This is a genomic window from Streptomyces sp. NPDC037242, from assembly GCF_055604165.1.
Window position 1 is genome coordinate 128,956 of record NZ_JBVJUY010000016.1, and the last position, 22,991, is coordinate 151,946.

At 74.3% G+C, this 22,991-nt stretch carries 21 protein-coding genes and 1 pseudogene; 12 read left to right on the plus strand and 10 right to left on the minus strand.

Annotated features, from left to right (window positions below; genetic code table 11):
- Positions 1–61: 61 nt before the first annotated feature.
- Positions 62–928: a UbiA family prenyltransferase gene (locus ACZ7GJ_RS20630; RefSeq protein ID WP_470753544.1), complete on the plus strand. Its 867-nt coding sequence runs from the start codon at positions 62–64 to the stop codon at positions 926–928.
- Between the two features lie 97 nt (positions 929–1,025).
- Positions 1,026–2,063 carry a PHP domain-containing protein gene (locus ACZ7GJ_RS20635; protein ID WP_470753546.1) on the plus strand — a complete coding sequence of 346 codons (1,038 nt, stop codon included), beginning with the start codon at positions 1,026–1,028 and terminating at the stop codon, positions 2,061–2,063.
- Between the two features lie 15 nt (positions 2,064–2,078).
- Here the strand turns inward: ACZ7GJ_RS20635 and ACZ7GJ_RS20640 are convergent, their stop codons facing one another.
- The gene (locus tag ACZ7GJ_RS20640; protein ID WP_470753637.1) at positions 2,079–2,816 is read right to left on the minus strand and encodes a VOC family protein; all 738 of its coding nucleotides are present in this window, start codon (positions 2,814–2,816) and stop codon (positions 2,079–2,081) included.
- A gap of 215 nt (positions 2,817–3,031) precedes the next feature.
- On the opposite strand from ACZ7GJ_RS20640, the gene ACZ7GJ_RS20645 reads away from it, so the two are divergent.
- A complete protein-coding gene (locus ACZ7GJ_RS20645) occupies positions 3,032–4,099 on the plus strand; it encodes a GNAT family N-acetyltransferase (RefSeq protein ID WP_470753548.1) in 1,068 nt (355 codons plus the stop codon).
- A gap of 34 nt (positions 4,100–4,133) precedes the next feature.
- Here ACZ7GJ_RS20645 and ACZ7GJ_RS20650 read toward each other — a convergent pair whose 3' ends face one another.
- Complete coding sequence (locus ACZ7GJ_RS20650; RefSeq protein ID WP_470753550.1) at positions 4,134–4,547, minus strand: peptidase inhibitor family I36 protein; 414 nt, start codon at positions 4,545–4,547, stop codon at positions 4,134–4,136.
- Between the two features lie 34 nt (positions 4,548–4,581).
- Positions 4,582–5,466 (minus strand): hypothetical protein, encoded by an 885-nt coding sequence (locus ACZ7GJ_RS20655; protein WP_470753551.1) that lies wholly within the window; start codon positions 5,464–5,466, stop codon positions 4,582–4,584.
- Positions 5,467–5,612: 146 nt separating this feature from the next.
- Between ACZ7GJ_RS20655 and ACZ7GJ_RS20660 the strand changes: the two genes are divergently transcribed.
- The 3 genes from ACZ7GJ_RS20660 (at position 5,613) to ACZ7GJ_RS20670 (ending at position 10,777) form a co-directional block, all read left to right on the plus strand.
- Positions 5,613–8,504 carry a WD40 repeat domain-containing protein gene (locus tag ACZ7GJ_RS20660; protein WP_470753552.1) on the plus strand — a complete coding sequence of 964 codons (2,892 nt, stop codon included), beginning with the start codon at positions 5,613–5,615 and terminating at the stop codon, positions 8,502–8,504.
- A 32-nt stretch (positions 8,505–8,536) separates the two neighbouring features.
- The gene (locus ACZ7GJ_RS20665; protein WP_470753554.1) at positions 8,537–9,514 is read left to right on the plus strand and encodes an isopenicillin N synthase family dioxygenase; all 978 of its coding nucleotides are present in this window, start codon (positions 8,537–8,539) and stop codon (positions 9,512–9,514) included.
- A gap of 81 nt (positions 9,515–9,595) precedes the next feature.
- Entirely contained in the window at positions 9,596–10,777 is a 1,182-nt protein-coding gene (locus ACZ7GJ_RS20670) for an alpha/beta hydrolase family protein (protein WP_470753556.1), read from the plus strand.
- A 25-nt stretch (positions 10,778–10,802) separates the two neighbouring features.
- Here ACZ7GJ_RS20670 and ACZ7GJ_RS20675 read toward each other — a convergent pair whose 3' ends face one another.
- On the minus strand, positions 10,803–12,086 hold the full coding sequence (locus ACZ7GJ_RS20675) for a sulfite oxidase (RefSeq protein ID WP_470753558.1): 1,284 nt from the start codon (positions 12,084–12,086) through the stop codon (positions 10,803–10,805).
- A gap of 149 nt (positions 12,087–12,235) precedes the next feature.
- Between ACZ7GJ_RS20675 and ACZ7GJ_RS20680 the strand changes: the two genes are divergently transcribed.
- Positions 12,236–12,769 carry a GNAT family N-acetyltransferase gene (locus ACZ7GJ_RS20680; protein ID WP_470753559.1) on the plus strand — a complete coding sequence of 178 codons (534 nt, stop codon included), beginning with the start codon at positions 12,236–12,238 and terminating at the stop codon, positions 12,767–12,769.
- Between the two features lie 27 nt (positions 12,770–12,796).
- On the opposite strand, the gene ACZ7GJ_RS20685 is transcribed toward ACZ7GJ_RS20680, so the two are convergent.
- Positions 12,797–13,537: an HNH endonuclease family protein gene (locus ACZ7GJ_RS20685; RefSeq protein WP_470753561.1), complete on the minus strand. Its 741-nt coding sequence runs from the start codon at positions 13,535–13,537 to the stop codon at positions 12,797–12,799.
- A gap of 40 nt (positions 13,538–13,577) precedes the next feature.
- On the minus strand, positions 13,578–14,126 hold the full coding sequence (locus ACZ7GJ_RS20690; protein ID WP_470753562.1) for an HAD domain-containing protein: 549 nt from the start codon (positions 14,124–14,126) through the stop codon (positions 13,578–13,580).
- A gap of 85 nt (positions 14,127–14,211) precedes the next feature.
- On the opposite strand from ACZ7GJ_RS20690, the gene ACZ7GJ_RS20695 reads away from it, so the two are divergent.
- From ACZ7GJ_RS20695 to ACZ7GJ_RS20710, 4 genes and pseudogenes are all read left to right on the plus strand, one after another.
- Complete coding sequence (locus ACZ7GJ_RS20695) at positions 14,212–14,913, plus strand: hypothetical protein (protein ID WP_470753564.1); 702 nt, start codon at positions 14,212–14,214, stop codon at positions 14,911–14,913.
- 84 nt (positions 14,914–14,997) lie between these two features.
- The gene (locus ACZ7GJ_RS20700; RefSeq protein ID WP_470753566.1) at positions 14,998–15,291 is read left to right on the plus strand and encodes a hypothetical protein; all 294 of its coding nucleotides are present in this window, start codon (positions 14,998–15,000) and stop codon (positions 15,289–15,291) included.
- A 136-nt stretch (positions 15,292–15,427) separates the two neighbouring features.
- Positions 15,428–16,789 carry an FAD-dependent oxidoreductase gene (locus ACZ7GJ_RS20705; protein ID WP_470753569.1) on the plus strand — a complete coding sequence of 454 codons (1,362 nt, stop codon included), beginning with the start codon at positions 15,428–15,430 and terminating at the stop codon, positions 16,787–16,789.
- Positions 16,790–16,880: 91 nt separating this feature from the next.
- Positions 16,881–17,567, plus strand: a pseudogene (locus tag ACZ7GJ_RS20710) (NADPH-dependent F420 reductase); the annotation flags it as partial.
- Between the two features lie 35 nt (positions 17,568–17,602).
- Here ACZ7GJ_RS20710 and ACZ7GJ_RS20715 read toward each other — a convergent pair.
- The gene (locus ACZ7GJ_RS20715) at positions 17,603–18,862 is read right to left on the minus strand and encodes an amidohydrolase (protein WP_470753571.1); all 1,260 of its coding nucleotides are present in this window, start codon (positions 18,860–18,862) and stop codon (positions 17,603–17,605) included.
- Positions 18,863–19,010: 148 nt separating this feature from the next.
- On the opposite strand from ACZ7GJ_RS20715, the gene ACZ7GJ_RS20720 reads away from it, so the two are divergent.
- Entirely contained in the window at positions 19,011–19,184 is a 174-nt protein-coding gene (locus tag ACZ7GJ_RS20720; protein WP_007268044.1) for a thiazolylpeptide-type bacteriocin, read from the plus strand.
- 102 nt (positions 19,185–19,286) lie between these two features.
- On the opposite strand, the gene ACZ7GJ_RS20725 is transcribed toward ACZ7GJ_RS20720, so the two are convergent.
- Genes ACZ7GJ_RS20725 through ACZ7GJ_RS20735 form a run of 3 tightly spaced genes read right to left on the minus strand, consistent with a single transcriptional unit; the run spans position 19,287 to position 22,968 of the window.
- On the minus strand, positions 19,287–21,227 hold the full coding sequence (locus ACZ7GJ_RS20725) for a TOMM precursor leader peptide-binding protein (protein ID WP_470753574.1): 1,941 nt from the start codon (positions 21,225–21,227) through the stop codon (positions 19,287–19,289).
- Complete coding sequence (locus ACZ7GJ_RS20730) at positions 21,224–21,979, minus strand: ABC transporter permease (protein WP_470753576.1); 756 nt, start codon at positions 21,977–21,979, stop codon at positions 21,224–21,226. Before ACZ7GJ_RS20730 ends, ACZ7GJ_RS20725 begins: the two co-directional genes overlap by 4 nt.
- A complete protein-coding gene (locus tag ACZ7GJ_RS20735) occupies positions 21,976–22,968 on the minus strand; it encodes an ABC transporter ATP-binding protein (RefSeq protein ID WP_470753578.1) in 993 nt (330 codons plus the stop codon). Before ACZ7GJ_RS20735 ends, ACZ7GJ_RS20730 begins: the two co-directional genes overlap by 4 nt.
- Between the last annotated feature and the right edge of the window lie 23 nt (positions 22,969–22,991).

The following is a 22,991-nucleotide window of genomic DNA, read 5'->3' on the forward strand; positions in this document are numbered from 1 at the left end:
AAGAACTGACACTTCGTGAGGAATCGAGCGAACCGGGCGCGCCGCCGCATACCGTGGCACCGTGCCCGCCACCACCGCAGGACCCCGCCCGCCCCGCACCCGTCCCCGCATCCCGGCGCCCGCGGCCGCGGCCGTCGGCCTGCTGGGGGCCTGCCATCCGCTGCCGGCGGCGGCCGTCACCCTGTTCACCGCCGCCCTGGCCGCCGCCGTGGGGCGCGCGCTCCCCGGAGCCGCCGTCACCGTGGCGGCCGTCGCCGCCGGACAGCTGTCGGTCGGCTGGTGCAACGACCGCGTCGACCTGCGCCGCGACCTCGCCACCGGCCGTACGGACAAACCCCTGGTCGCCGGTACGGTGCCCCCGCGCGCGGTGGCCGTCGCCGCGGTCGGGGCGCTGCTCCTGTGCGTGGCCCTGTCGCTGGCCGGCGGACTCCTCGCGGGAGCCGTGCACCTCACCGGCGTGGCCGCCGCCTGGGCGTACAACCTGCGGCTCAAGAGCACCGCCGCCTCCTGGCTGCCGTACGCCCTGGCCTTCGGGCTGCTCCCCGCATACGTCACCCTCGGTCTGCCGGGAGCCCCCTGGCCGCCGCCGTGGCTCACAGCCGCCGCGGCGCTCCTCGGGGCGGGCGCGCACTTCGCCAACGTCCTGCCCGACCTCGAGGACGACCTGGCCACCGGGGTGAGAGGGCTGCCGCAGCGACTCGGCGTGCGCCGCTCGGCCGCCCTGGCCGGCGTACTCGTCCTCGGCTCGACCGCCGCGCTGATCGTCGGGCCGCCGGGGCCGGTCAGCCCGTACGGCTGGGCCCTGCTGGCGGTGACGGCCACCCCGGCCCTGCTCGCGGGCGGCCGGCTCGGCGGCCGCTTCCCCTTCCGCGCCACGCTGGCGGTCGCCGCGGCCGACGTGGCGCTGCTGCTGGCCGAGCTCCGCTGAGCCGGGACGGCGGTTTGTGGCCACACTGGGAGCAGAGGGACCACGCACCGCGGAGGGACACAGGCAGCAGCGGGCAGTAGGCGTCAGGAGGTACGCGATGGATCCGGTTGCGGCGCTGGACCGGATCGCCTTCCTGCTGGAGCGCGCCCAGGAGCCGACCTACCGGGTCCGGGCCTTCCGGACGGCCGCGGCGGCTCTGGTGAGCATGGGCGAGCGCGAGGTGGCCGACCGGGCCCGTGCGGGCACGCTGGAGGCGGTCAGGGGCATCGGCCCCAAGACGGCCAAGGTCGTCCACGAGGCGCTGGGCGGCGAGATCCCGGAGTACCTGCGGAAACTGGAGGACCTGGCCGCCGCGCACCCGGCGGGCCCGCCGCCTTCGCCCTCGGCCCTCGCCCTGCGCGCGGCGCTGCGCGGCGACTGCCACGTGCACTCCGACTGGTCGGACGGGGGAAGCCCGATCGAGGCCATGGGCCGTGCCGCGGCCGACCTGGGGCACGAGTACGCGGTGCTCACCGACCACTCGCCGCGCCTGACCGTCGCCCGGGGCCTCTCGCCCGAGCGGCTGCGCGAACAACTGCGGGTCGTGGCCGAGCTCAACGAGACCTGGGCGCCGTTCCGGCTGCTGACCGGCATCGAGTGCGACATCCTCCTCGACGGATCCCTCGACCAGGAGGACGAACTGCTCGGCGAGGTCGACCTCGTCGTCGGCTCCGTCCACTCGAAACTGCGGATGGACGCCCCCGCCATGACCCGGCGGATGCTGGCCGCCGTACGCAACCCCCACCTGGACGTCCTCGGCCACTGCACGGGACGGCTGGTGACCGGCAGGACCCGGCCCGAGTCGCAGTTCGACGCCGGGGCCGTCTTCGCCGCCTGCGCCGAGGCCGGCACCGCCGTGGAGATCAACAGCCGGCCCGAGCGGCTCGACCCGCCCCGCAGGCTGCTGCGCCTCGCCGAGGCCGCGGGCACGTTCTTCGCGATCGACACGGACGCCCACGCCCCCGGCCAGTTGGACTGGCAGACCCTCGGCTGCGAACGCGCCGTGGAATGCGGGGTCCCGGCCGCCCGAGTCGTCAACACCTGGCCCGCGGACGCCCTCCTGCACTGGACCCGCACCCGCCGTCCGCCCGGCTGAGGCGCTCGCGCGCCCTCACCCGGCGAGCGAGGTCGTGAGGGTGAACAGGGCCCCGTCCGGGTCGCGCAGGGCCACCCAGCGCTCGGTGGGGCCCGACTCGATCTCCGACACCGTGCGGCCGCCGAGGGCGAGGGCCGCCCCCACGGCCGGCTCCAGCGCCGGGACCCGGAAGTGCACGTGCCAGCGCGGGCGGCTGTACGGCGTGTACGAGGCCGTCTCGACGGGGCCGCTGTTGAGCCGGGCCACGGGCTCGCCGCGCTGCCGCAGCACCACCTGGTCCTCCTCGTACGAGACCTCGCAGCACCCCGGGCGTTCGGTGGCCCACTCCAGCACCTCCCCGTAGAAGATCGCCGACTCGAACGCGTTGCGGGTGCGCAGTTCCAGCCAGGCCGGCGCGTGGCCCGCCCCCACCCGCCAGGAGGCCGAGACGCGGCCCTCCCAGATCCCGAACACCGCCCCGTCCACGTCGGCCACCAGCGCCGCCCGTCCTCCGGACTCGAAGGACACCGGGCCGACCGCGATCGTGCCGCTGCGCTCGCGGATCCGGTCCACCGCCACATTGGCGTCGTCGACCGCGAAGTACGGGGTCCACGCCACCGCGACCCCGAGGTCCGTGGCCAGCGCCCCGATACCCGCCACCGGCACCCCGTCCAGCTCGGCGACCGAGAAGGCCTCGCCGAGCCGTGCCGGGCGGAACCGCCAGCCCGCGACCGCACCGTAGAACCGCTGCGACGTCTCCAGGTCGCGGGCCATCAGGCTCACCCAGCACGGCGCCCCGAACACGTCCTTCGTCGAAATGTCCACCGCTTGCTCCGCCCTTCGTCCGGGCGCCCTCGGCGCGCCGCTACGAGCACAAGCAGTAGCGCCCCGGCCCGGCCGCGGGCACGGCGGCGCGCCCTTGTCACCAGTACGAGGTCTCGACGGATATTCCGTTGGTCCGACGGGGTCGGAGGCCTAGGGTTCGCCCCATGACGATCACGGGCGCGCAGGACGTAGACAAAGCGGTGTCACTCACCACCCAGGCACTGAGTGGCGTGGCACACCTCGACTGGGGCAAGCAGGCCGCCGGCCTGGACTGGAGCTGCTACGACACCGCCGTCCACGTGGCGGGCGACTTCACCGGCTACGCGGCCCAGCTCACCGGACACGCCACCGACTCCTACGTCCCCTTCGAGATCACCGCCGACCCCGGCACCACCCCCGAGGGCCTGATACGGATCATCGGGGCGACCGGCGGCCTGCTGTCCGCCGCCGTGCGCGCGGCCCGCCCCGGCGACCGCGCCTGGCACCCCTACGGCAGCGCGGGCGCCGACGGCTTCGCCGCGATGGGCGTGGTCGAGGCGCTGCTGCACACCCACGACATCCTGGGCGGCCTGGGCGTCCACGACTGGGAAGCCTGCCCGGACCTGTCCGCGCGGGTCCTCGACCGGCTCTTCCCGCACGTCCCGCGCGGCAACGACGCCTGGCAGACGCTGCTGTGGGCCACCGGCCGCGGCGAACTCCCGGGCCTGGCCCGCCAGACGACCTGGCGCTGGTACGCCGATCCGATCGTGACCGAGCGCCTGACGCTCTGCGAGATCACCCCGGCGTCCGCCGCCGACCTGCACGCCGGCGGCACCGGCGGCTTCGCCTGGACCGAGGACGGCCCCGCCGACGGCACCCGCATCGGGGCCGGGATGGCGGCCAAAACGCGCGAGGAGGGCCGCTACCTGCCGGGCTGGGGTCCGTACGCCCTCGTCCGTACGGGCGACCGCCGCGCGATCGGAGGCATGGGCTTCCACGCCGCCCCGGACGCCGAGGGAGGTGCGGAGATCGGCTACGACCTCGTACCGTCGGCCCGCGGCCGCGGCTTCGCCACCGAGGCGCTCAAGGCCCTGACCGACTGGGCGTTCGCGCACCCCGGCTTCACCGAGCTGCGCGCCAACGTGGCCGAGGGCAACGCCGCCTCCCACGGCGTGGTCCGCCGGGCCGGGTTCGAGCAGGTCGGCGCCGACGACGGACAGATCCGCTACGCCGTGCGGGCCCCCCGGGACTGATGCCCGGGAGGCCCGCCGCGACGCGCTGCGCCGCTCAGTAACCGCAGTTGGTCACCCACTTGTGGGAGGAGATCCGGTCGTTCCACTCCCACGGGATGTTGCCGGCCGAGCCGTTCGGGGCACAGGTCGAGGCGCCGCCGTAGTTGATGTCCTCGTAGACGCGGACATCGCCCAGCGAGCCCGCGTACCCGTTGTTCCACCAGGACGAGGCCCGGTCGTTCATGTTGTAGTTGCCGCCGGAGCCACAGGTGCGCCAGTCGGAGTCGTTGCCGCTCCAACCACAGCTGGGACCCCCGCGGTTGGTGTCGGCCCAGACCCAGTAGTTGCCGTCCGCGGCCACGCCGGCGGCGTCGGCCGGGGACGCGCTGGCCGTCGTCAGCGTCGCGGGGGCTGCCAGCAGCGGCAGCGCGAGCGCGCAGGCCAGCATCGTCGTACGGAACGTGTTCATGGGGTTCTCCCTCGGTGTGTCCGTTGCCTGTCCGTCATGCGTCGTGTTGAGCCACGACCCGCTCCGCCGTAGGGAGCGCGTCGTTCTGGAGCCTTCGCCTGAGGGTGATCTCGTCCTGGTGCCGAGCACGGACTTGTTCGCCGTAGGTGAGGTCCAGAGCCTGGGAGACCCGCGCCAGCGATGTGCCGGTGGCGCAGGTCGCTTCGGTGACCGCGAGTTCGGTCCCGGCCGCTTCGGCCAGTCCCGCCGCGGCCTGCCGGGAGTCGGCCGGGGTCGCGTACGGCCGTCCCGCCGCCCGCATGCAGCCGGCCCACTCGCGGACCGCGTCCGCGTAGCGCCGGTCCTCGCGCACGCGGGTCTCGCGCACCGGCCGCAGGTTCATCGTGACGACCTTGGCGCGGAACCAGCCGGCCAGATCGCCGTACAGCGTGCGCTGCGCCTGCGCGATGCACCCCTCGGTGCTCGCGGTGAGGGTCATCCCGGTGGGCGCCTCGGCCGAAAGGCCCACGGGGGAGCGGCCCATGAGCGCGGTACGGGCGGCCGCGCGCTGCCGCTCCGACAGCCGGTGGAAGTACTTCTGGTTCGGATCGGCCTGCCGTGCGTCGGCGGTGCGCTTCTCGTCGCGGCCGCCGTACCCGTGGGCCCGCGCCCACTCCACGTCGTCCACCGCGTAGGGGAAGGACCGCCCCGCCGTGTCCCCGGCGGGAGCCTGCGTGACGGCGTACGGGAAGCCGCGCTCCCGCATGCAGTCGCTGATCAGGATCTGTTCGGCCTGCTCCAGCAGCCGCGTTTCGGCGGCGCTCGGCTCGCGGACCGGCCCCTGCGGCCGTGGCGCGGCGGACGCGCCGCAGCCGGCCAGCAGCACTGCCGCCACCAGGGCGGCCGCGGTGCTGACGGCGGCGTCGAGCGGTCGTTCCATCGGCGTGCTCCTTCCTGTCCCGGTGCTCCGGACTCAGGTCTAGCCGCCTTCCGTTGTTCGCCGTCGGCCCGCTGGCAGTGAACAAACAATTGCTGAACAATCCACCCCAGAAGGCAGAAAAGAGCACGAGTGGAAGGGGCTGGTGGATGGCGCGCAAGGAGCGTCCGCTGGAGGGAACCGACGGACCGCTGCTGCACTTCGCCAGAGCCCTGCGCCACCTGCGCCACGAGGCGGGATCCCCGCCCTACCGCGACCTGTCCGCACGCGCGCACTACTCCGTCGCCACGCTCTCCGGCGCCGCGGCCGGCCGGCGACTGCCCAGCCTGGACGTGACCCTGTCGTACGTACGCGCCTGCGGCGGCGACGCGGGGGAGTGGGAGCGGCGCTGGCACGAGGTCGCCGCCGAACTGGCCCTGGACGGCCCGCCGTCACCCGAATCCGGACCCGGACCCGGATTCGGACCCGGATCCGACCCCGAACTCCCGGGGGACGGCGGGCACGGGCTCCCGTACGTGGGCCTCGCGGCCTTCCGCAGCGAGGACGCGGGACTGTTCTTCGGCCGCGAGCACCTGGTGGAGGACCTCGTCGCCACCCTCGCCCGCCGCCGCGTCCTCGCGGTCGTCGGCGCCTCGGGCGCGGGCAAGTCCTCGCTCCTGCACGCCGGTCTGCTGCCCCGGCTGAGGGACGGCGCCCCCCACCGGGCCGTGCGCGTCCTCACCCCGGGACCGCACCCGGCCGGGCTGCTGGAGGAGGTGCTCGCCGGGCTCCCGGGGGCCGCGGACACCACCCCGGACCGCGCCGACGAGGAAATCGTCCTGGTCGTCGACCAGTTCGAGGAGGTCTTCACCGTCTGCACCGACCCGCGGGAGCGGGCGCGCTTCATCGCCGCCCTCGTCGACGCGGCCGGGGCCCCCGGCTCCCGCTGCCGCGTCGTCCTCGGCGTACGCGCCGACTTCTACGCCCACTGCACCCGCCACGCGCCCCTGGTCGAAGTACTGCGCGAGGCGCAGATCGTGGTCGGACCGATGAGCGCCGCCGAACTGCGCCGGGCCGTCGTGGAACCCGCCCGGCAGGCCGGCCTCACCGTCGAAGGAGCCCTCCAGGCCACCCTCGTGGCCCACGCCCACGGCCAGGTCGGCGCACTGCCCCTGCTCTCCCACGCCCTGCTGGAGACCTGGCGCCGCCGCCGTGGCGCCGCGCTCACCCTCGACGGCTTCCACGCGGCGGGCGGCTTCGACGGAGCCCTCGCCCAGTCCGCGGAAACCCTGTACGCCTCCCTCTCCGGGCGCCGGCAGGAGCTGGCCCGGCAGATCTTCGGCCACCTCATCGCCCTCGGCGACGGCACGGAGGACACCAAACGACCGGTGGCCCGCGAGGAACTGGGCCAGGACACCGACACCGACACCGTGCTGGCACGCGCCGCCGGGCTGCGCCTGCTCACCCTCGACCACGGGCGCGTCGAGCTCACCCACGAGGCACTCATCCGCGCCTGGCCCCGGCTGCGCGGCTGGCTGACCGACGACCGCGAACGGCTGCGGCTCCACCGCAGGCTCTCCGACGCCGCCCGGGCCTGGGAGGACGTCGGCCGCGACGCGGGCGCCCTCTACCGGGGCACCCGGCTCGCCCTGGCCCGCGAGCTCGTCACCACCCGCACCGTCGGACTGACGGCGAAGCAGCGCGAGTTCTACGAGGCCAGCGCGGCGGCCGAGGAGGCCGCCGGGAACACCGCCAGGCGCCGCACCCGGCGGCTGCGGTTCCTGGTCGCCCTGCTCGCCGCACTCGTGGTGGTGGCCGCGGTCGCCACCGTCAACGCCGTACGCGCCGAGGACGAGGTGGTCCGCCAGCGCAACGACGCGGTCGCGCAGAACCTCGCCGAGAGCGCCACCGGCCTGACCAACGCCGAGCCGGGACTCGCCGTACAGCTGAGCCTGACGGCCTACCGGCTCTCGCCCACCGCGCGGACCCGCGACAGCCTCATCAGCACCCTGATGACCTCGACGGCCGCGCACTCCAAGGAAGTCGGCGCCCTCGCCTACCGCCCCGACGGGCAGCAGCTCGCCACCGCGAGCGGGGACCACACGGCCCGGCTGTGGCGGATGCACGGCACCGACCGGCCCGTCGCCCTCGCCACGCTGAGCGGGCACACGGACGACGTCCGCTCGGTGGTCTACCGCTTCGACGGCCGCACCCTCGCCACGGCCGGCGCCGACGGGAGCATCCGGCTCTGGGACGTGGCGGACCCGGCCCGCACCGCGCAACTCGCCAGGCTCGACGCGCAGGTGGGCGACGTACGAGCCCTCGCCTACAGCCCCGACGGCCGGACACTGGCCGCCTGCGGCACCGGCGGCGCGGTCCGGCTGTGGGACGTGACGGAACCCGCCCGGCCCGTCGCGCTGACGGGAGTCGAGGGGCACCGGGACGTCGTCCGCGCGGTCGCCTTCAGCCCGGACGGCCGGACGCTGGCCACCGCGGGCGAGGACGCCACCGTACGGCTGTCGGACGTCACCGATCCGCGCCGTCCGGCGCTGCTGGCCGTGCTGGAGGGCCATGACGTGGCGGTGTTCTCCGTGGCCTTCAGCCCCGACGGCCGCACCCTCGCCTCCGCCGCCGGCGGACACACCCCCGTACGGCTGTGGGACATCACGGACCTGCGGCACCCCGCGGCGTTCGCCACCCTCTCCGGCCACACCGACGTCGTCGGCTCGGTCGCCTTCAGCCCCGACGGCCGTACGCTCGCCTCGGCCGGCGACGACCGGACGGTGCGGCTGTGGTCCGTGGCCCGGCCCGCCCGGCCCGGCCCGCTCACCACCCTCACCGGGCACCTCACCGCCGTCAGCTCGGTGGCCTTCAGCCCCGACGGCGGGGTCCTGGCCTCCGGCGGCTTCGACGCCACCCTGCGGCTCGCCGGAACCGACCTCGGCCGCGGCATCGCGGAGGCCTGCGAACACACGGGAGAGCGGATCACCCGCACCCAGTGGACCGCCCACATGCCCTACCTCCCCTACGCGCCTCCGTGCGGCGCGCGGCAAACGCACTAGCCTCGATCCCACCGACCGGAAGGCAGGCCTTCATGGCGAGTTCCCAAGTCCCCGTGATCGATCTCGGACCCTGGCGCGAGGGCGGGCCCCAGGCGCGGGCCCGGATCGGGGCGCGCGTCGACGAGGCCCTGCAGAGCGCCGGCTTCCTGCTGGTGGCCGGCCACGGAATCGACCCCTCCCTGCCCGCCCGGATCCGGGAAACGGCCCGCACCTTCTTCCGGCTGCCCGCTGCCGCCAAGGAGCCGTACGCGGTCACCGTGGGCGGGCGCGGCTGGCTCGGCCCGGGAGCGGAGGCCAACAGCTACGCCGAGGGGACCGCCTCCCCGCCCGACCTCAAGGAGTCCTGGTCCTTCGCGGCGGACGAACCGACCGGGATCGCGGCGGTGGACGCCGAATGGTTCCGCCCGAACACCTGGCCGCGCGAGACCCCGGAACTGCGGCCCCTGGTCGAGGAGTACCTGGCCGCGATGCGGGCGCTCTCCGACGAGGTGCTGGAGCTGCTGGCCGCCGCCCTGGGCCTGGAGACGGACCACTTCACCCGCCACACGGGACACCCCACCTGGGGGCTCAACCTCAACTGGTACCCCGGCACCGAGGTCGTCGGAGAGCCCCTGCCCGGACAGTTCCGCATCGGTGCCCACACCGACTTCGGCACGGTCACCGTCCTCGACCGCCAGCTGGGCGCGGGCGGGCTCCAGATCCACACCGATTCCGACGGCTGGCAGGACGCCCCGTACGACCCGGCCGCGCTCACCGTGAACATCGGCGACCTGATGGCCCGCTGGACGGGCGACCGCTGGCGGGCCGGCCGCCACCGCGTCCTGCCGCCGCCCGCCGACGCACCGACCGAGGAGCTGATCTCCCTGGTCTACTTCTACGATTGCGACCCGAACACCCGCGTGGAATCCCTTCCGGCCCCGGTCGGCAGGGTGGCGCACGACCCGGTCGACTCCCACCGCTACCTGCGGGAGAAGCTCGACTCCATCACCGTCCCTCAGACTTCAGGATGACGCGGTCAGCGACTGCGGTCGCAGGACCGGTCAGCCTGTGAGCCGACGTTCCGACAGGCCGGGCCGCCTAGGTTCGACGTCATGACCACACGCCGAACTGCCGTGTCCGCAGCTCTACTTGCCCTCCTCATTCCGCTTGCCGCCGCGGGCGTGTCAACGGCGGCCGAGACACCGCCTGCCGCCGCCGCACGCCCCGCCGCATCCTCCGACGCCCACCGGACCCCGGTGGAGCTCCCGCACCCCACCGGCCGGTTCGCCGTCGGCCAGGAGACGCTGCACCTGGTGGACCGCAGCCGGACCGACCCCTGGGCGCACTCCGGCCCGCGCGAGCTGATGGTGACCATGCGCTACCCGGCCCGCTCCGGCACGGGCGGCCCGGTGCGCTACCTCACCGACGAGGAGGCCCGGCTGCTGCTGATCGACCAGGGGCTGGACCAGGTGATCCCGGCCGAGACCCTGGCCGGCACACGGACCCACTCCCGGTCCGGCGCCCGCCCCGTCGGCGGCCGGTACCCCCTGATCGTCCTGTCCCCGGGATTCACGGTCCCGCGCGCCACCCTCACCTCGCTGGCCGAGGACCTGGCGTCGCGCGGCTACGTCGTCGCCGCCGTGGACCACGCCTACGAGAGCTCCGCGACCGCCTTCCCCGGCGGCCGCGTACTGGAATGCCTGGCCTGCGACCAGGTCGACGGGCCGGACGGCGTCCGCGCCGTCACCGAGGTCCGGGCCCGCGACGCGTCCTTCCTGCTGGACCGCCTCACCGGACGCCACCCGGCCTGGCGCCACGCCGGCCTCATCGACCAGGGCCGCATCGCCATGGCCGGTCACTCGATCGGCGGCGCGTCCTCGCTCGCCGCGATGGCCGCCGACCGCAGGATCCGGGCCGCGATCGACATGGACGGCGGACTCGCGACCCCGCAGCCCGGAAGCGGCGCCGCCGGCCGCCCCTTCATGCTGCTCGGCGCGCAGGCGAACGGCCCCGGCACCATCGACAGCTGGGACGAGGGCTGGCCCCGCCTCGACGGCTGGAAGCGGTGGATCACCTTCGCCGGCTCGGCCCACTTCACCTTCACCGACTTCCCGGCCATCGCCGAGCAGCTGGGCCTGCCCGACCCCGACGCGCCCCTGGCCGGCGCCCGGTCCGTGGAGCTGACACGGCGCTACGTCGGGGCCTTCTTCGAGCAGCACCTGAAGGGGCGCCCCCAGCCCGTCCTGGACGGCCCGGCCGCCGACGCCCCCGAGGTCCGCTTCCACACCCCCTGAGTCCCGCGGTCCGTACGGGCCGCGGTCAGACCACCAGCACGGGGTGGCGTACGACCGCGTCGAAGAGGTACCCCTCCGTGTTGTAGTCGGCCGTCGCGGGCTGCGTGCGCCCGGTGGCGTCCGTGGCCCGCGCCAGCAGAGCCGTCGCTCCCGTGGCCCGCGGGGTCCACGGCAGCGACCAGCGCACCCAGCTGCCCCGCCGCGGGGCGTCGTGCAGCCGGGCCCGCTGCCAGCGGGCGCCGCCGTCCGTACTGACCTCCACCTGGCGTACCGGCGCGGCGCCCGACCAGGACCGGCCGGTCAGCAGCCGCGTCCGGTGCACCGGCACGGCGGCGCCGAGCTCCAGCTCGAAGGCGCTCTTGAGCGTCTGCCGGGTGAGCGCGGCACCACCCCCGGCCGGCTGCCCGGGGCCGAACATCCGGTAGAGGTCGGTGTTCCACGGCGAGTACAGCGGCTCGTCGCTCACCTCGATGTCGCCGACCCACTTGACCGAGGAGATCCCGATCCAGTCCGGCACCACGACCCGCACCGGGGCCCCGTGGTCGGGCGGCAGCGGCTCGCCGTTCATCTCGTACGCCAGCAGTACGTCGTCCAGCGCCTTGGACACCGGCAGCGGGCGCCGCACCCGCCCCAGGTTCACCCCGTTCGCGACCACCTCCCCGTCGAGCCCGCGCGGCAGCACGTCGACGGCCCGCCGCGTCACACCCGCGAGCCGCAGCACGTCCGACAGCCGGACCCCGCGCCAGCGCGCGACCCCGATCGCGCCCAGGGTCCACGCCGTGCCGCCGACCTTCTGGCCCTGCTGGGTGGTGTAGAAGCTCCGGCCGTTGCCCGCGCACTCGATGAACAGCGTCCGGGCGACGGACGGGAGGGAGCGCAGCCGGTCGTACGAGAACTCCACCGGGCCGCCCGCCAGCCCGCTGCCCCAGATCTTCAGACGCCACCCATCGGTGTCGACGCGCGGGGTGGCGGTGTGGTTCCGTACGAAGAACCGGTCGACGGGGGTGAGCTGCCCGGTACCGCGCAGGGCGGCGAAGTTCGTCTCCGCGTTGGTGCCCCGCAGCGTGAACAGCTCCGGCGGGACCGGCTTGACGATCCCGGGCTGCGCCGCGCCGGAGGAGGTGCCGACGGTGGCCGCGGCGGCCGCAGTGCCCGCGGCCAGTCCCAGCGGCGCGGCGGCGGCCGTCGCCGCCGCGAACAGTTTGAGCAGGTCGCGGCGCTCCACACCGGCGGAACGGGCGTGGCCGTGGGCCCACTGGCGCAGCCGCCTGCGGTCGTACTGGCTCTCGGCGGTCGGGTCGAAGGGCATGACAGGGCTCTCCTCGGTCGTGGTTCCCGACGGACCGTAGGAGGTACGGTCCGGCCGCGGGAACCTTCCCACCGCGATGGCCACGAACCTGCAACACGGCAGCAATGGCGGATTACCGGTTGGTCGGCTGCTTTGGGCAGGATGTGCGCATGACCGAGATCCGCACCCCCCGCCTCCTCCTCCGCCGCTGGACCGACGACGACCTCGTCCCCCTGTCGGAGATCAACGCCGACCCGGAGGTGATGCGCTGGATCGGCGACGGCTCCACCCTCGACCTGGACCAGACCGCCGAGGAGATCGAGCGTTGGGAGGACGAGTGGGACGACGAGGGGTTCGGAGTCTTCGCCGTCGAGCTGCTCGCCTCGGGGGAGCTGATCGGAGCCGTCGGGCTGTCCGTGCCGGAGTGGCTGCCGGAGGTGCTGCCCGCGGTGGAGGTCAGCTGGCGGCTGGGCCGGTCCTTCTGGGGCCAGGGCTACGCCTCCGAGGCCGCGCACGCGACGCTGGAGTTCGCGCTCCAGGACCGCGGACTCGACCGGGTCGTCGCCGTCAACCGCGCGGGCAACGAGGAGTCCGAGAACGTGATCCGCAAGCTGGGCATGGTGCCGGAGAAGGACACCGCGCACCCGGAGTACAACTCCCTGTTGAACATCCACAGCATCGACCTCACCGAGTACGAGGCCTGAGCCGAGGCCCGCCCGGGGGGGCCACTGCTAAGGAGTGCAGGTGTCCAGCATGGTGCCCAGCATCTTCTTCTCGGGCTCGGTCACGGTCAGCCCGTAGGTGGACTTGACCGTGGTCCAGGCCCGGCCGTACTGGCACCAGGACGACTTGGCCGGGGGCTGCCACAGGTCGGGGCTCTGGTCGCCCTTCGACCGGTTCGAGGAGGCCGTGACCGCGAGCAGCTGAGGGTTGGTCAGGTCGTTGGCGAAGGCCTTGCGCTTGGCGGCGTCCCAGCCGGCCGCGCCGGAGCGCCAGCCCTCGGCGAGCGGCACCATGTGGTCGATGTCCATCTTCGACGCCTCGCCGACGGCCACGCCGTCGTACAGGCTCGTCCACTTGCCGGAGACCGCCCGGCACTCGGAGTCGCGGGTCACGTCCGTGCCGTCGCGCTTGAGCACGACCTCCCGGGTGTCGCACTTGTCGCCCTGCTCGGCCCAGTGCGTGAACTTGGCGCGGCTGTAGCCGGCCATCGTGCCCGGCTCGGCCACCTTCAGCGCGGCCAACTGGCTACGGGCCACGGCCGCGCTGACCATGCCGGGCAGTACGTCCCCGGCGGCGGGCTTGCCGTCGTCACCGCGCCCGGACGCGGACGGCGACGGCGACGCCGGTATGGTCGCCCGCGTGGTCGGCCTCCCGTCGTCGCCGGCTCCGTCGTCACCGGTGCAGCCGGCCACCATCAGCAGCAGCGAAGCCGCCAGGACCACACCGGGCACACGCGTCTGACGTTCCATTACCCCACCCCAACCGGCTGCTCGCGCTGTCCGGGACAGACTACCCAAACCGGGGCGTCCTACCCTCGGCGCACCCGGCAGGCCCGTCCGAGCCGCCGCGCAGCCACGCGCCGAGTGTCGCGAAGTCCGCTTCCCCGAGGCCCAGTCGGGGGTCGACGCGGTGGAGCAGGGCGCGGCCCGGGTGGTGGGCGGCTACCCAGGTGTGGTCCGCGGCGGTGATCTCGTCGTCGACCCAGACGAAGGCGCGCCCGGCCGCGCGGGCGACGAGGGTACGGGTCTTCCAGTGCTCACCGCCCCGGCCCTCCTCGGCGGAGGGCTCCGGCCAGTCCACCACCGGCAGCCGGGGGAGTCCGAGCCGGGGTGCGAGGACCTCGTTCGCGTCCTCCATCCACGTCGTGGCCCACACCAGCTCGCAGGGCAGCGCCGCCAGCCGGGGCCCGAGCGCGGGATCCAGCCGGGCGAGCAGGGGATGGCCGCCGGCGTCCGGGGGCCCGTACGTCGGGTATCCCTGCCCCCCGAAGGGGATCAGCGGGCCGTCGACATCGAGGAACAGGAGCGGGAGCGGGGGCGGCTGTACGGAACGGTTCACCACGGCACGTTACCGGTCGGGCCCGGAGGGAACCGGGGGAGCGTCGAGCCCCTCTCCATGGGGGAGATGGACTAGGGGGACGACCATGACCACCACCGCTGTTTCGCTGGCCGGGCGAACGGTACTCGCGGGGCTCCTGTGCGCCGCGCTCGCGGCGTGCGGGACCACGCAGGCGGGCCGGGCGGCGGGCCCTGCCCCCGTACCGGGCCCCGCGAAGGAGACGTGCGGGCTCGGCTCGGGCGCGAGCGCGCCGCCGGACGTGCCGACCGAGGAGCAGACGGGCGGATACGCCGGGCCGCCGACCGACCAGGAGACGGGCCCCTACACGGGCCCGCCCACGGACGAGGACACCGGGACTCCCGGCCCGCCCACCGACCAGGACACCGGGATTCCCGACCCGCCCACCGACGAGGAGGACGGCATCCCGGACCCGCCCACCGACGGGGACATCACCAACGGCGCCGGTCCCTGCGGTGCGCGGGGCTGGTTCGACATGACCCGGGACTTCAACGCCTACTTCGCGAAGCACCGCACCCAAGAGGACGCCTTCCTGCCGCAGAACGCCGTCCGCCAGGCCCGGGTCCGCAAGGTGAACGGGGCGGGCGAGGCCGCCGTCTACTTCCACACGCGCGCGGTCGGGAAGGGCGAGGCCGAGAACGTCCGCCGGGTGGCCGCGGTCTTCGCCGCGTGGCGGCACGAGGTCTACGGGGACAAGGGAACCCTCACCGTCAGCGTTTTCCGCTCCGGGTTCGAGACGTACTCCGTGGCCCTGACCGAGTCTTGGTGAGGGTCCGGGGCGCGGCCGTGCCGTCGCCCCGGCCGGACCGGGTAGGGACAGGACGACAGGACGACAGGAAGAGGCAGGCAATCCATGACCCACGACACGGAGACCGAGCCGCACGTGCCCTCTGCCGAGGAGCGTGCGGCCCGCGACCGGGTGCGGGAGCAGGCCACCGGCCTGAGCCACCACGAGGTGGAAGCCGCACTCGAAGCCGCCGAGGAGGCCGCCGGTGATCTCGACCGGGCCGATGACCGTACCGTGGCCGCGGTGGTGGAATGGCAGCGGATAGCGGACCTGCTGTTCGACCACGGCGGGCCGTACTCGCCGGACGCCGACGCCTACGTGCAGGGCCAGCTCGCCGCCCGGCGCAACCGCCGCCCCTGAGGCGGCACCCCCAAGGACTGCTTTGGATGGTCATAAGGTTGGGTTATGGGGTCATAACCAGGGGCCGGGTGCCGGGTTAGGCTAGGCTTAGTTTAGGGTTTCCTTGATCGAGTCTTCGTTCGAAGGGAACCCAGCCATGCCTCGCCCCCTGCGGGTAGCAATCGTCGGTGCCGGCCCCGCCGGCATCTACGCAGCCGACGCCCTGCTGAAGTCCGAGGCGGCCACCGACCCGGGCGTGTCCATCGACCTGTTCGAGCGGATGCCCGCGCCCTTCGGCCTGATCCGCTACGGCGTCGCCCCCGACCACCCGCGGATCAAGGGCATCATCACCGCCCTCCACCAGGTGCTCGACAAGCCGCAGGTCCGCCTCTTCGGCAACGTCGACTACCCGAACGACATCAGCCTCGACGAGCTGCACTCGTTCTACGACGCCGTGATCTTCTCCACCGGCGCGACCGCCGACCGCGATCTCACCATCCCCGGTGTCGACCTCGACGGCTCCCACGGCGCCGCCGACTTCGTCTCCTGGTACGACGGCCACCCCGACGTACCGCGCACCTGGCCGCTGGAGGCCGAGAAGGTCGCCGTCCTCGGCGTCGGCAACGTCGCCCTCGACGTCGCCCGCATCCTCGCGAAGACGGCCGACGAACTGCTGCCCACCGAGATCCCGCCGAACGTCTACGAGGGCCTCCAGGCCAACAAGGCGCTCGAAGTGCACGTCTTCGGCCGCCGCGGCCCCGCGCAGGCCAAGTTCAGCCCGATGGAACTGCGCGAGCTCGACCATTCGCCGAACATCGAGGTCATCGTCAACCCCGAGGACATCGACTACGACGACGGCTCCATCGCCACCCGCCGCTCCAACAAGCAGGCCGACATGGTGGCCAAGACCCTGGAGAACTGGGCGATCCGCGACATCGGCGAGCGCCCGCACAAGCTCTTCCTGCACTTCTTCGAGTCGCCCACCGAGGTGCTCGGCGAGGACGGAAAGGTCGTCGGCCTGCGCACCGAGCGCACCGAGCTCGACGGCACCGGCAACGTCAAGGGCACCGGCCGGTTCACCGACTGGGACGTCCAGTCCGTCTACCGGGCCGTGGGCTACCTCTCGGACGAACTGCCCAAGCTGCCCTGGGACGTCGAGTCCGGCACGGTCCCCGACGAGGGCGGCCGCGTGATCGAAGCCGGCGCGCACCTCCAGTCGACGTACGTCACCGGCTGGATCCGCCGCGGGCCCATCGGCCTGATCGGACACACCAAGGGCGACGCGAACGAGACGGTCGCGAACCTCCTGGACGACCACGCGGCCGGCCGCCTGCTGACCCCCGCCGAGCCCGCGCCGGAGGCCGTCGAGGCGTTCCTGGCCGAGCGCAGCGTCCGCTACACCACCTGGGAGGGCTGGTACCGGCTCGACGCGGCCGAGAAGGCCCTCGGCGAGCCCCAGGGCCGCGAACGCGTCAAGCTCGTCGAGCGCGAGGACATGCTCAAGGCCAGCGGGGCGTAGACCCGCGCACCCCGGGGCCCGCCGCGCGCGGGTTCCGGGGCGGAATGCCCGGCGGCCGGCGGAGGTTCAGGTATGCGCAGACCCTGACCGCCCTGCACGCACCCGGGGAGAGCTCATGAAGATCGGCATCATCGGAGCAGGCAACATCGGCGGCAATCTCACCCGCCGCCTCACCGCGCTCGGACACGAGGTGTCCGTGGCGAACTCGCGCGGCCCCGAAACCCTGACCGCCCTCGCCGCGGAGACCGGAGCCACCGCGGTCACCGCCGCCGAGGCGGCCCGCGGCGCGGAGATCGTCGTCGTCACCGTCCCGCTGAAGAACGTACCGGCCCTGCCCGCAGGCCTGTTCGCGCAGGCGGCGCCCAACTTCGCCGTCATCGACACCGGGAACTACTACCCGCGCGAGCGCGACGGCCGTATCGCCGGCATCGAGGACGAGGGCCTCACCGAGAGCCGCTGGACCGAGCGCAACCTCGGCCACCCCGTCGTCAAGGCCTTCAACGGCACCTACGCCCAGGACATCCTCGACCGCCCCCGCGACGCAGGCGCCCCGGACCGGCTGGCGCTCCCGGTCGCCGGCGACGACGAGGCGGCGAAGAAGACCGTACGGGCCCTCATCGAGGAACTCGGCTTCGACACCGTGGACTCCGGAGGCATCGACGACTCCTGGCGCCAGCAGCCCGGCACCCCCGTCTACGGCCTCCGGGCCGGTACGGACGCCGTCACCGAGGCGCTGGCCGAGGCCTCCCCGGAACGCCCCGCGGACTTCCGCGGCTGACCGGCGGGCGCCAGGACCGGATCCGGCGGCAGCCGCTACGGCCCCGCCGGGCCCGGCCGCCCCAGGCAGGTGAGGGCCGCAGCCGTCAGCGCCCGCACCCCCGCCGGGAGCGCCGTGCGCACGTCCGGGGCGAAGTCCGGGGCGTGGTTGGCGGGCAGGGCGGCGAGCTTGCCCGCCGCCGTCCCGCCCGGCGCGGCCGCCCAGGCACCGGGGCCGATCACGCCGAGCATCCAGTAGGCGAGCCGGACCCCGTCCGCCCCGTGCAGGGCCCGGCCCGCGTCACCGAACAGCGCGAAGTCCTCCGTCGCAAGGGACGGCGGCCACATCGCCACCCGCTCCGCCCCGAACTCCCGTACGTGCGCCTCCCGTACGGCCCCGGTGGTCCCCGGGTGGGGGTGGGTCACGGGGGACTCGCAGACCCGGACGATCTCCGGCTCCCGGGGGCAGTCCGAGGCGGTGCACTCCGCGCGCACGATCCGCTCCACGGCGCGGGCCGCACGGGTGAGCGCCGCGTCGCCCGCCGCCCGTACGGTGATGTCCAGCTCGGCCCGCTCCGGCACGACGTTCGCCCGGTCCCCCGCGTGGAACGCGCCGACGGTGACGGCGACCTGCTCCGAGGGCGCCGCCTCCCGGGCCACCACCGTCTGGAGCCGGGTCACGACATGCGCGGCCGTCACCACCGGGTCCACGGTGAGCTGCGGGGCGCCCGCATGGCCGCCCCGGCCGTGCACGACGACCCGGAAGGTCACGCTCCCGGCGGTCATCGGCCCGTAGCCGTGCGCCACCATGCCCGCCGGCAGCGGGGCCGCGTGCTGGGCCAGCACCGCGTCCGGCCGGCCGACGCGCTCGTAGAGTCCGTCGGCCAGCATCGCCCGCGCGCCCTGGAGCGTCTCCTCCGCCGGCTGGCCCACGACGACGAGCGTGCCCCGCCAGGTGTCCGGCGAGCGGGCCAGCAGCGCGGCGGCCCCGGCGGCGGCCGCCAGGTGCAGGTCGTGCCCGCAGGCGTGCGCGGCCCCGTTCTCGCTCGCGTACGGCAGGCCACTGGTCTCCCGTACGGGCAGGGCGTCCAGTTCGGCGCGCAGCAGCACCGTGGGCCCCTCGCCGGACCGCAGCACCCCGGCCACGCCGTGCCCGCCGATGCCGCGCGTGGTCGCGAACCCCGAGGCCTCCAGCCGGTCGGCGAACAGCCCGGCCGTACGGGCCTCCTCGCCCGAGAGCTCCGGATGCCGGTGCAGGTCCAGGTACAGGGTCGTCAGCGGGCGTATGAGATCGGCGAGGGCACGGGACGCATCCATGGGACCCATGATCGGATGCCCCGGCCCGCCCGGACGCGCCAGGGCGCTGACACTTTCCGTCAGCGGGATGACAGCGGTACGGGGGGTGCGGTGACGGCGGCACCGGGTGTGATGGGGCCAAGTGACCGCACCGACCGAAGGAGTCACCATGGAGAAGTCCCCCCTCGCCTCGCTCGCCGACGAGATCCTCGAGCTGGAGTCCGAGACCTTCGAGATCTCCGACTACTCGGACGCCAGCGAGGTCGTGCTCGCCGGTTCCACGAGCTGCAGCTCCACGTCGACCTGTTCCTCGACGACCAGCACGACTTCCTGCAGCGCCTGACACACACGGATGCCCCGGCCCTCGCGCGAGCGGGAGCCGGGGCATCCGTGCGTGTCAGCGGACCAGCCGATCCGGGGAACGGCCGATCCGGGGACCGGCCGGTCAGGGGAACGGGTGCGGCACCATGCGGATCTCCGACTCCGCCAGGTCCGTCTCCCGCAGCCCCGCCCGCCGCGGGGCGCTGCGCAGCCGCGGCATGTACGGGGCCCGCTGCCGGGACCAGCCGAAGTCGATCGGCAGCAGGCCCGGCACCACCGCGCAGACCGTGCTCAGCCCCATCCGCCGCTGTTCCGGGGTGGTCTGGTCGACGGCGATCACGTCGTGCCCGGCCGAGGTCAGCTCCGCCACGCAGGCCAGGAGGTCGTCACGCAGGTCCCCGGTCGGCGGACGGTTCCAGGACCGGTACGCCTCGTCCAGCGGCAGGACGGCGCGCGGCTCCCGGTAGGGGCGGACGTACGGGGCCATCGCGGGCAGCCCGTACAGCTGGGCGTGGTCCTTGAGGTGCTTGACCCGGCCGAAGTCGCGGGCCATGGCCTCCAGTTCGCCCCTGCGCTCGGCCACCTGCCGCGGCAGGTGCGGAATGTAGGTGAGGACCTCCGACAGCGCCGCCTCCACCGCGTCCGCCGGTTCGAGGGCCGCGCCCGCGCCGAAGGAGTAGAGCCCCGGCCCGCCGTCGCGGCGGACCGCCAGGGCGGTCACCACCGGTACCGCCAGGTCGATCCGGTTGTCGAAGGCGTGCACGTCGTACCCCTGGAGCGCCGCCCGGTCGGCCATCGCCTTGACCGCCCGGCCCGGCACCGAGGCCAGATCGATCTCGGGCAGCCGCAACCCGCCGTACCAGGCCAGCAGGAAGGCGTCCCGCTCGATCAGCTCCAGCAGCGCACCCAGCAGCGCCTCCTCCGCGCAACTGCCGATCGCGCAGCCGTTGGAGCACTCGAAGACGAAGTTGTCCGCCGCCAGTCCCGCGCTGTAGTGCACCAGCCGCGCCGGCACCAGCACCGGCCGGTCGTCGCGCAGCGAATGCCCGTACACCCACGGGATCGGCCGCTCGGGATCGAAGGGCGACACCAGGGGATCGTCCCGGTAGGTCCGCGCCGGGTAGAACCCGCACGCGGCCGGGTCCAGCGCCCGGTCGCCCAGTTCGGCGTACGAGGCGGTGAGCGGCGAGGTGCCGGTGCGGCGGTGCGTCCCCGCGTACCGCTCCAGGCCCTCCAGGAAGGCCAGGTCGCGGCTGGCCGTGAAGCTGTTGGCCTGCCCGCTCCAGGTGACGTCCGTCAGACCCGCATAGCCGCGCATGAAGACACTGCCCGCCACGGGCGCCGTGGTGGGCGAGGTGGCGTTGATCCAGGTACCAGCGCCGAGCACCCCGGTCACCGGGTTGGCCAGCGCCGCCCGCGGCATCGGATACGAGGAGGCCGCGTGCAGCCGCTGGGCGCGCGGGTCCGGCTTGGGCCGGGAGGCGGGGGTGAAGGGCGCCGGGGCGTCCGCGCGGCGCGGCCCGCAGTCCGGGCAGAGCGGATCGGCCGCCAGGGGGTACGTCCGCACCCGGAGGTTGTCCAGGTCCAGCCGGGTGATCTGGGGCAGCGCCCGGTCGGCGGCCGTCGGCCCGGCGCCCCCGCCGGACAGGCCCCCGAAGGCCGCTTCGTGGAGCGCGTACGCCGCGTCGCGCGCGTACGCCGTCAGGCCCGGCGCGGCCGGGGCCACCGCCGTGACCGGACCGCTGCCGGTCTCCAGCGCATCCCGCTCGCTACGGCTGCGCAGCCGCTGCCAGCGCATCGCCAGGCACCGGCCGCAGGCGGGCGCGGTGCCGTCCCCGCCCCAGGGGCCGATCAGCACGGCCCGGGCGGTGAGGTGGACGGTCGCGGCCGCCCGCACGCCCGCGAAGGGGTCGGCGCAGGGCGGCCCGAGCGCGTCGTGCACGCCCAGGCTGACCACCTGCGCACCGAGGCCGGCCAGGGCGCGGGCCAGCTCGCGCCGGGCCGCCTCCAGCGGGCTGCCGTCCGGGGCCTGGACCGGCCCGGGAGCCACGGAGGTCGATGTCATGTCCGGTTGCTCCAGCGGAAGGTCTTCAGCCCGATCGCGCCGAACAGCAGGGCGAAGCCGAGCAGGACGGCGCAGCCTGTGCCGATGTCCGCGATCGGGCCGGACCCGGTGAGCGCACCGGTCGCGGCGTCGTTGAGGTAGCGCAGCGGAAGGACGCGCGAGACCTGCTGGAGCCAGGACGGCATCATGTCCATCGGCAGGAAGGACCCCGACAGGAACGCCATCGGCACCATCATGCAGTTGGCGATGGCGGCGACCGCCTCGGGCGTGTTCGCGTACGTCCCGACGATCACGCCGATCGCCATGAACGCGGTGGTCCCCAGCACCAGCGCCGGCAGCACGAGCGGCCAGCGCCCGTCCAGCACCAGCCCGAAGCCGGGGAGCATCGCGACCGCTACGAACACGGCCGCCTGGACGGCACCGATCACCAGGCCCAGCACGTACCGCGAGGCCAGCACCGTGGTCAGCGGGGTCGGCGTCAGCCGGATCAGCCGCAGCAGATCGTCGCGCCGCCACTGCATCAGCGTGAACGCGATGCCGAACACGGCCGCGTTGGCGACACCCCACGACATCACGCCGGGCGCGATGTACGAGATGTACGGGCGGCCGCTCTCCTCCACGTCCTGCCCGCTGAAGATCAGCCCGAAGACGACGAGGAAGATGAGGGGGAAGGCGAAGGTGAAGAAGAGGGTTGCCTTGTCCCGGACCTGCGCCCGGTAGCCGGCGGCGGTCAGGGCCGTGTACGCGCTCATGCCTGGGGCTCCGTGGTGTGTGCGTGGGTGGTGGCGTTGCTGGCGTGGCCGGTCAGCTCCAGGTAGACGTCCTCCAGCGTCGCCGTACGGGTCATCACCCCGTCGAGTCCGGTGAGCGCGTCCAGAGCCTGGAGCACCTTGCCGGGCGAAGCGGTCTCCAGCACCAGCGAACCGCCCTGGAGCGCGGCCCGGTCCACCCCCGGCAGCGCCGCCGCCCGGGCCGGCTCGATCCGCCCGACGGGCAGCAGCAGCCGGGCCGGTGCGCCGGCCGCGGCGACGAGCCGGTGCGGGGAGTCCAGGGCGGCGATCCGGCCGGCGACGAGGATGGCGACCCGGTCGCACAGGGCCTCGGCCTCGTCGAGGTGGTGGGTGGTGTAGACGATGGTGCGGCCCTCGCTCTTGAGGGTGCGCAGCACCTCCCACAGGTCGCGGCGGGCCTGCGGGTCCAGTGCCGCGGTGGGCTCGTCCAGGAAGATCAGCTCGGGGCCGTGCACGAGGGCCGAGGCGATGGCCAGGCGCTGGCGCTGGCCGCCGGAGAGGTTCTCGACCAGCACGTCGCGCTGCTCGGTGAGCCCCACGATCGCCAGCGTGCGCTCCGCGGCGGCCCGGTCGGCGCGGTAGAGCCCGGCGACGGTGGCCAGGTGCTCGTGCGCGGTCTGCCGCACGAAGAACGCCGAGGCCTGCGTCTGTACGCCCATCCTCGGCAGCAGCGCCGTATTGCGCGGCCAGGGGCTGTGGCCCAGTACCCGGACCGTCCCGGAATCGGCCTGCCGCAGCCCCTCCATGATCTCGATGAGGGTGGTCTTGCCGGCGCCGTTGGGGCCGAGCAGGCCGAAGAACTCGCCGCGGCGCACGTCGAGGGAGATCCCTGCCACGGCCTGCCGGTCGCCGTAGCGCTTGTGGATGTCCAGGGCGGCGATGGCGGGCGCCTCGGGCCCTTCGGGTCCGTCGGATGCCCCGAAGGGCGGCTGGGCGCTGTCAGTTGTCATGGGTGGTGCTTTCCCTCGGTCGG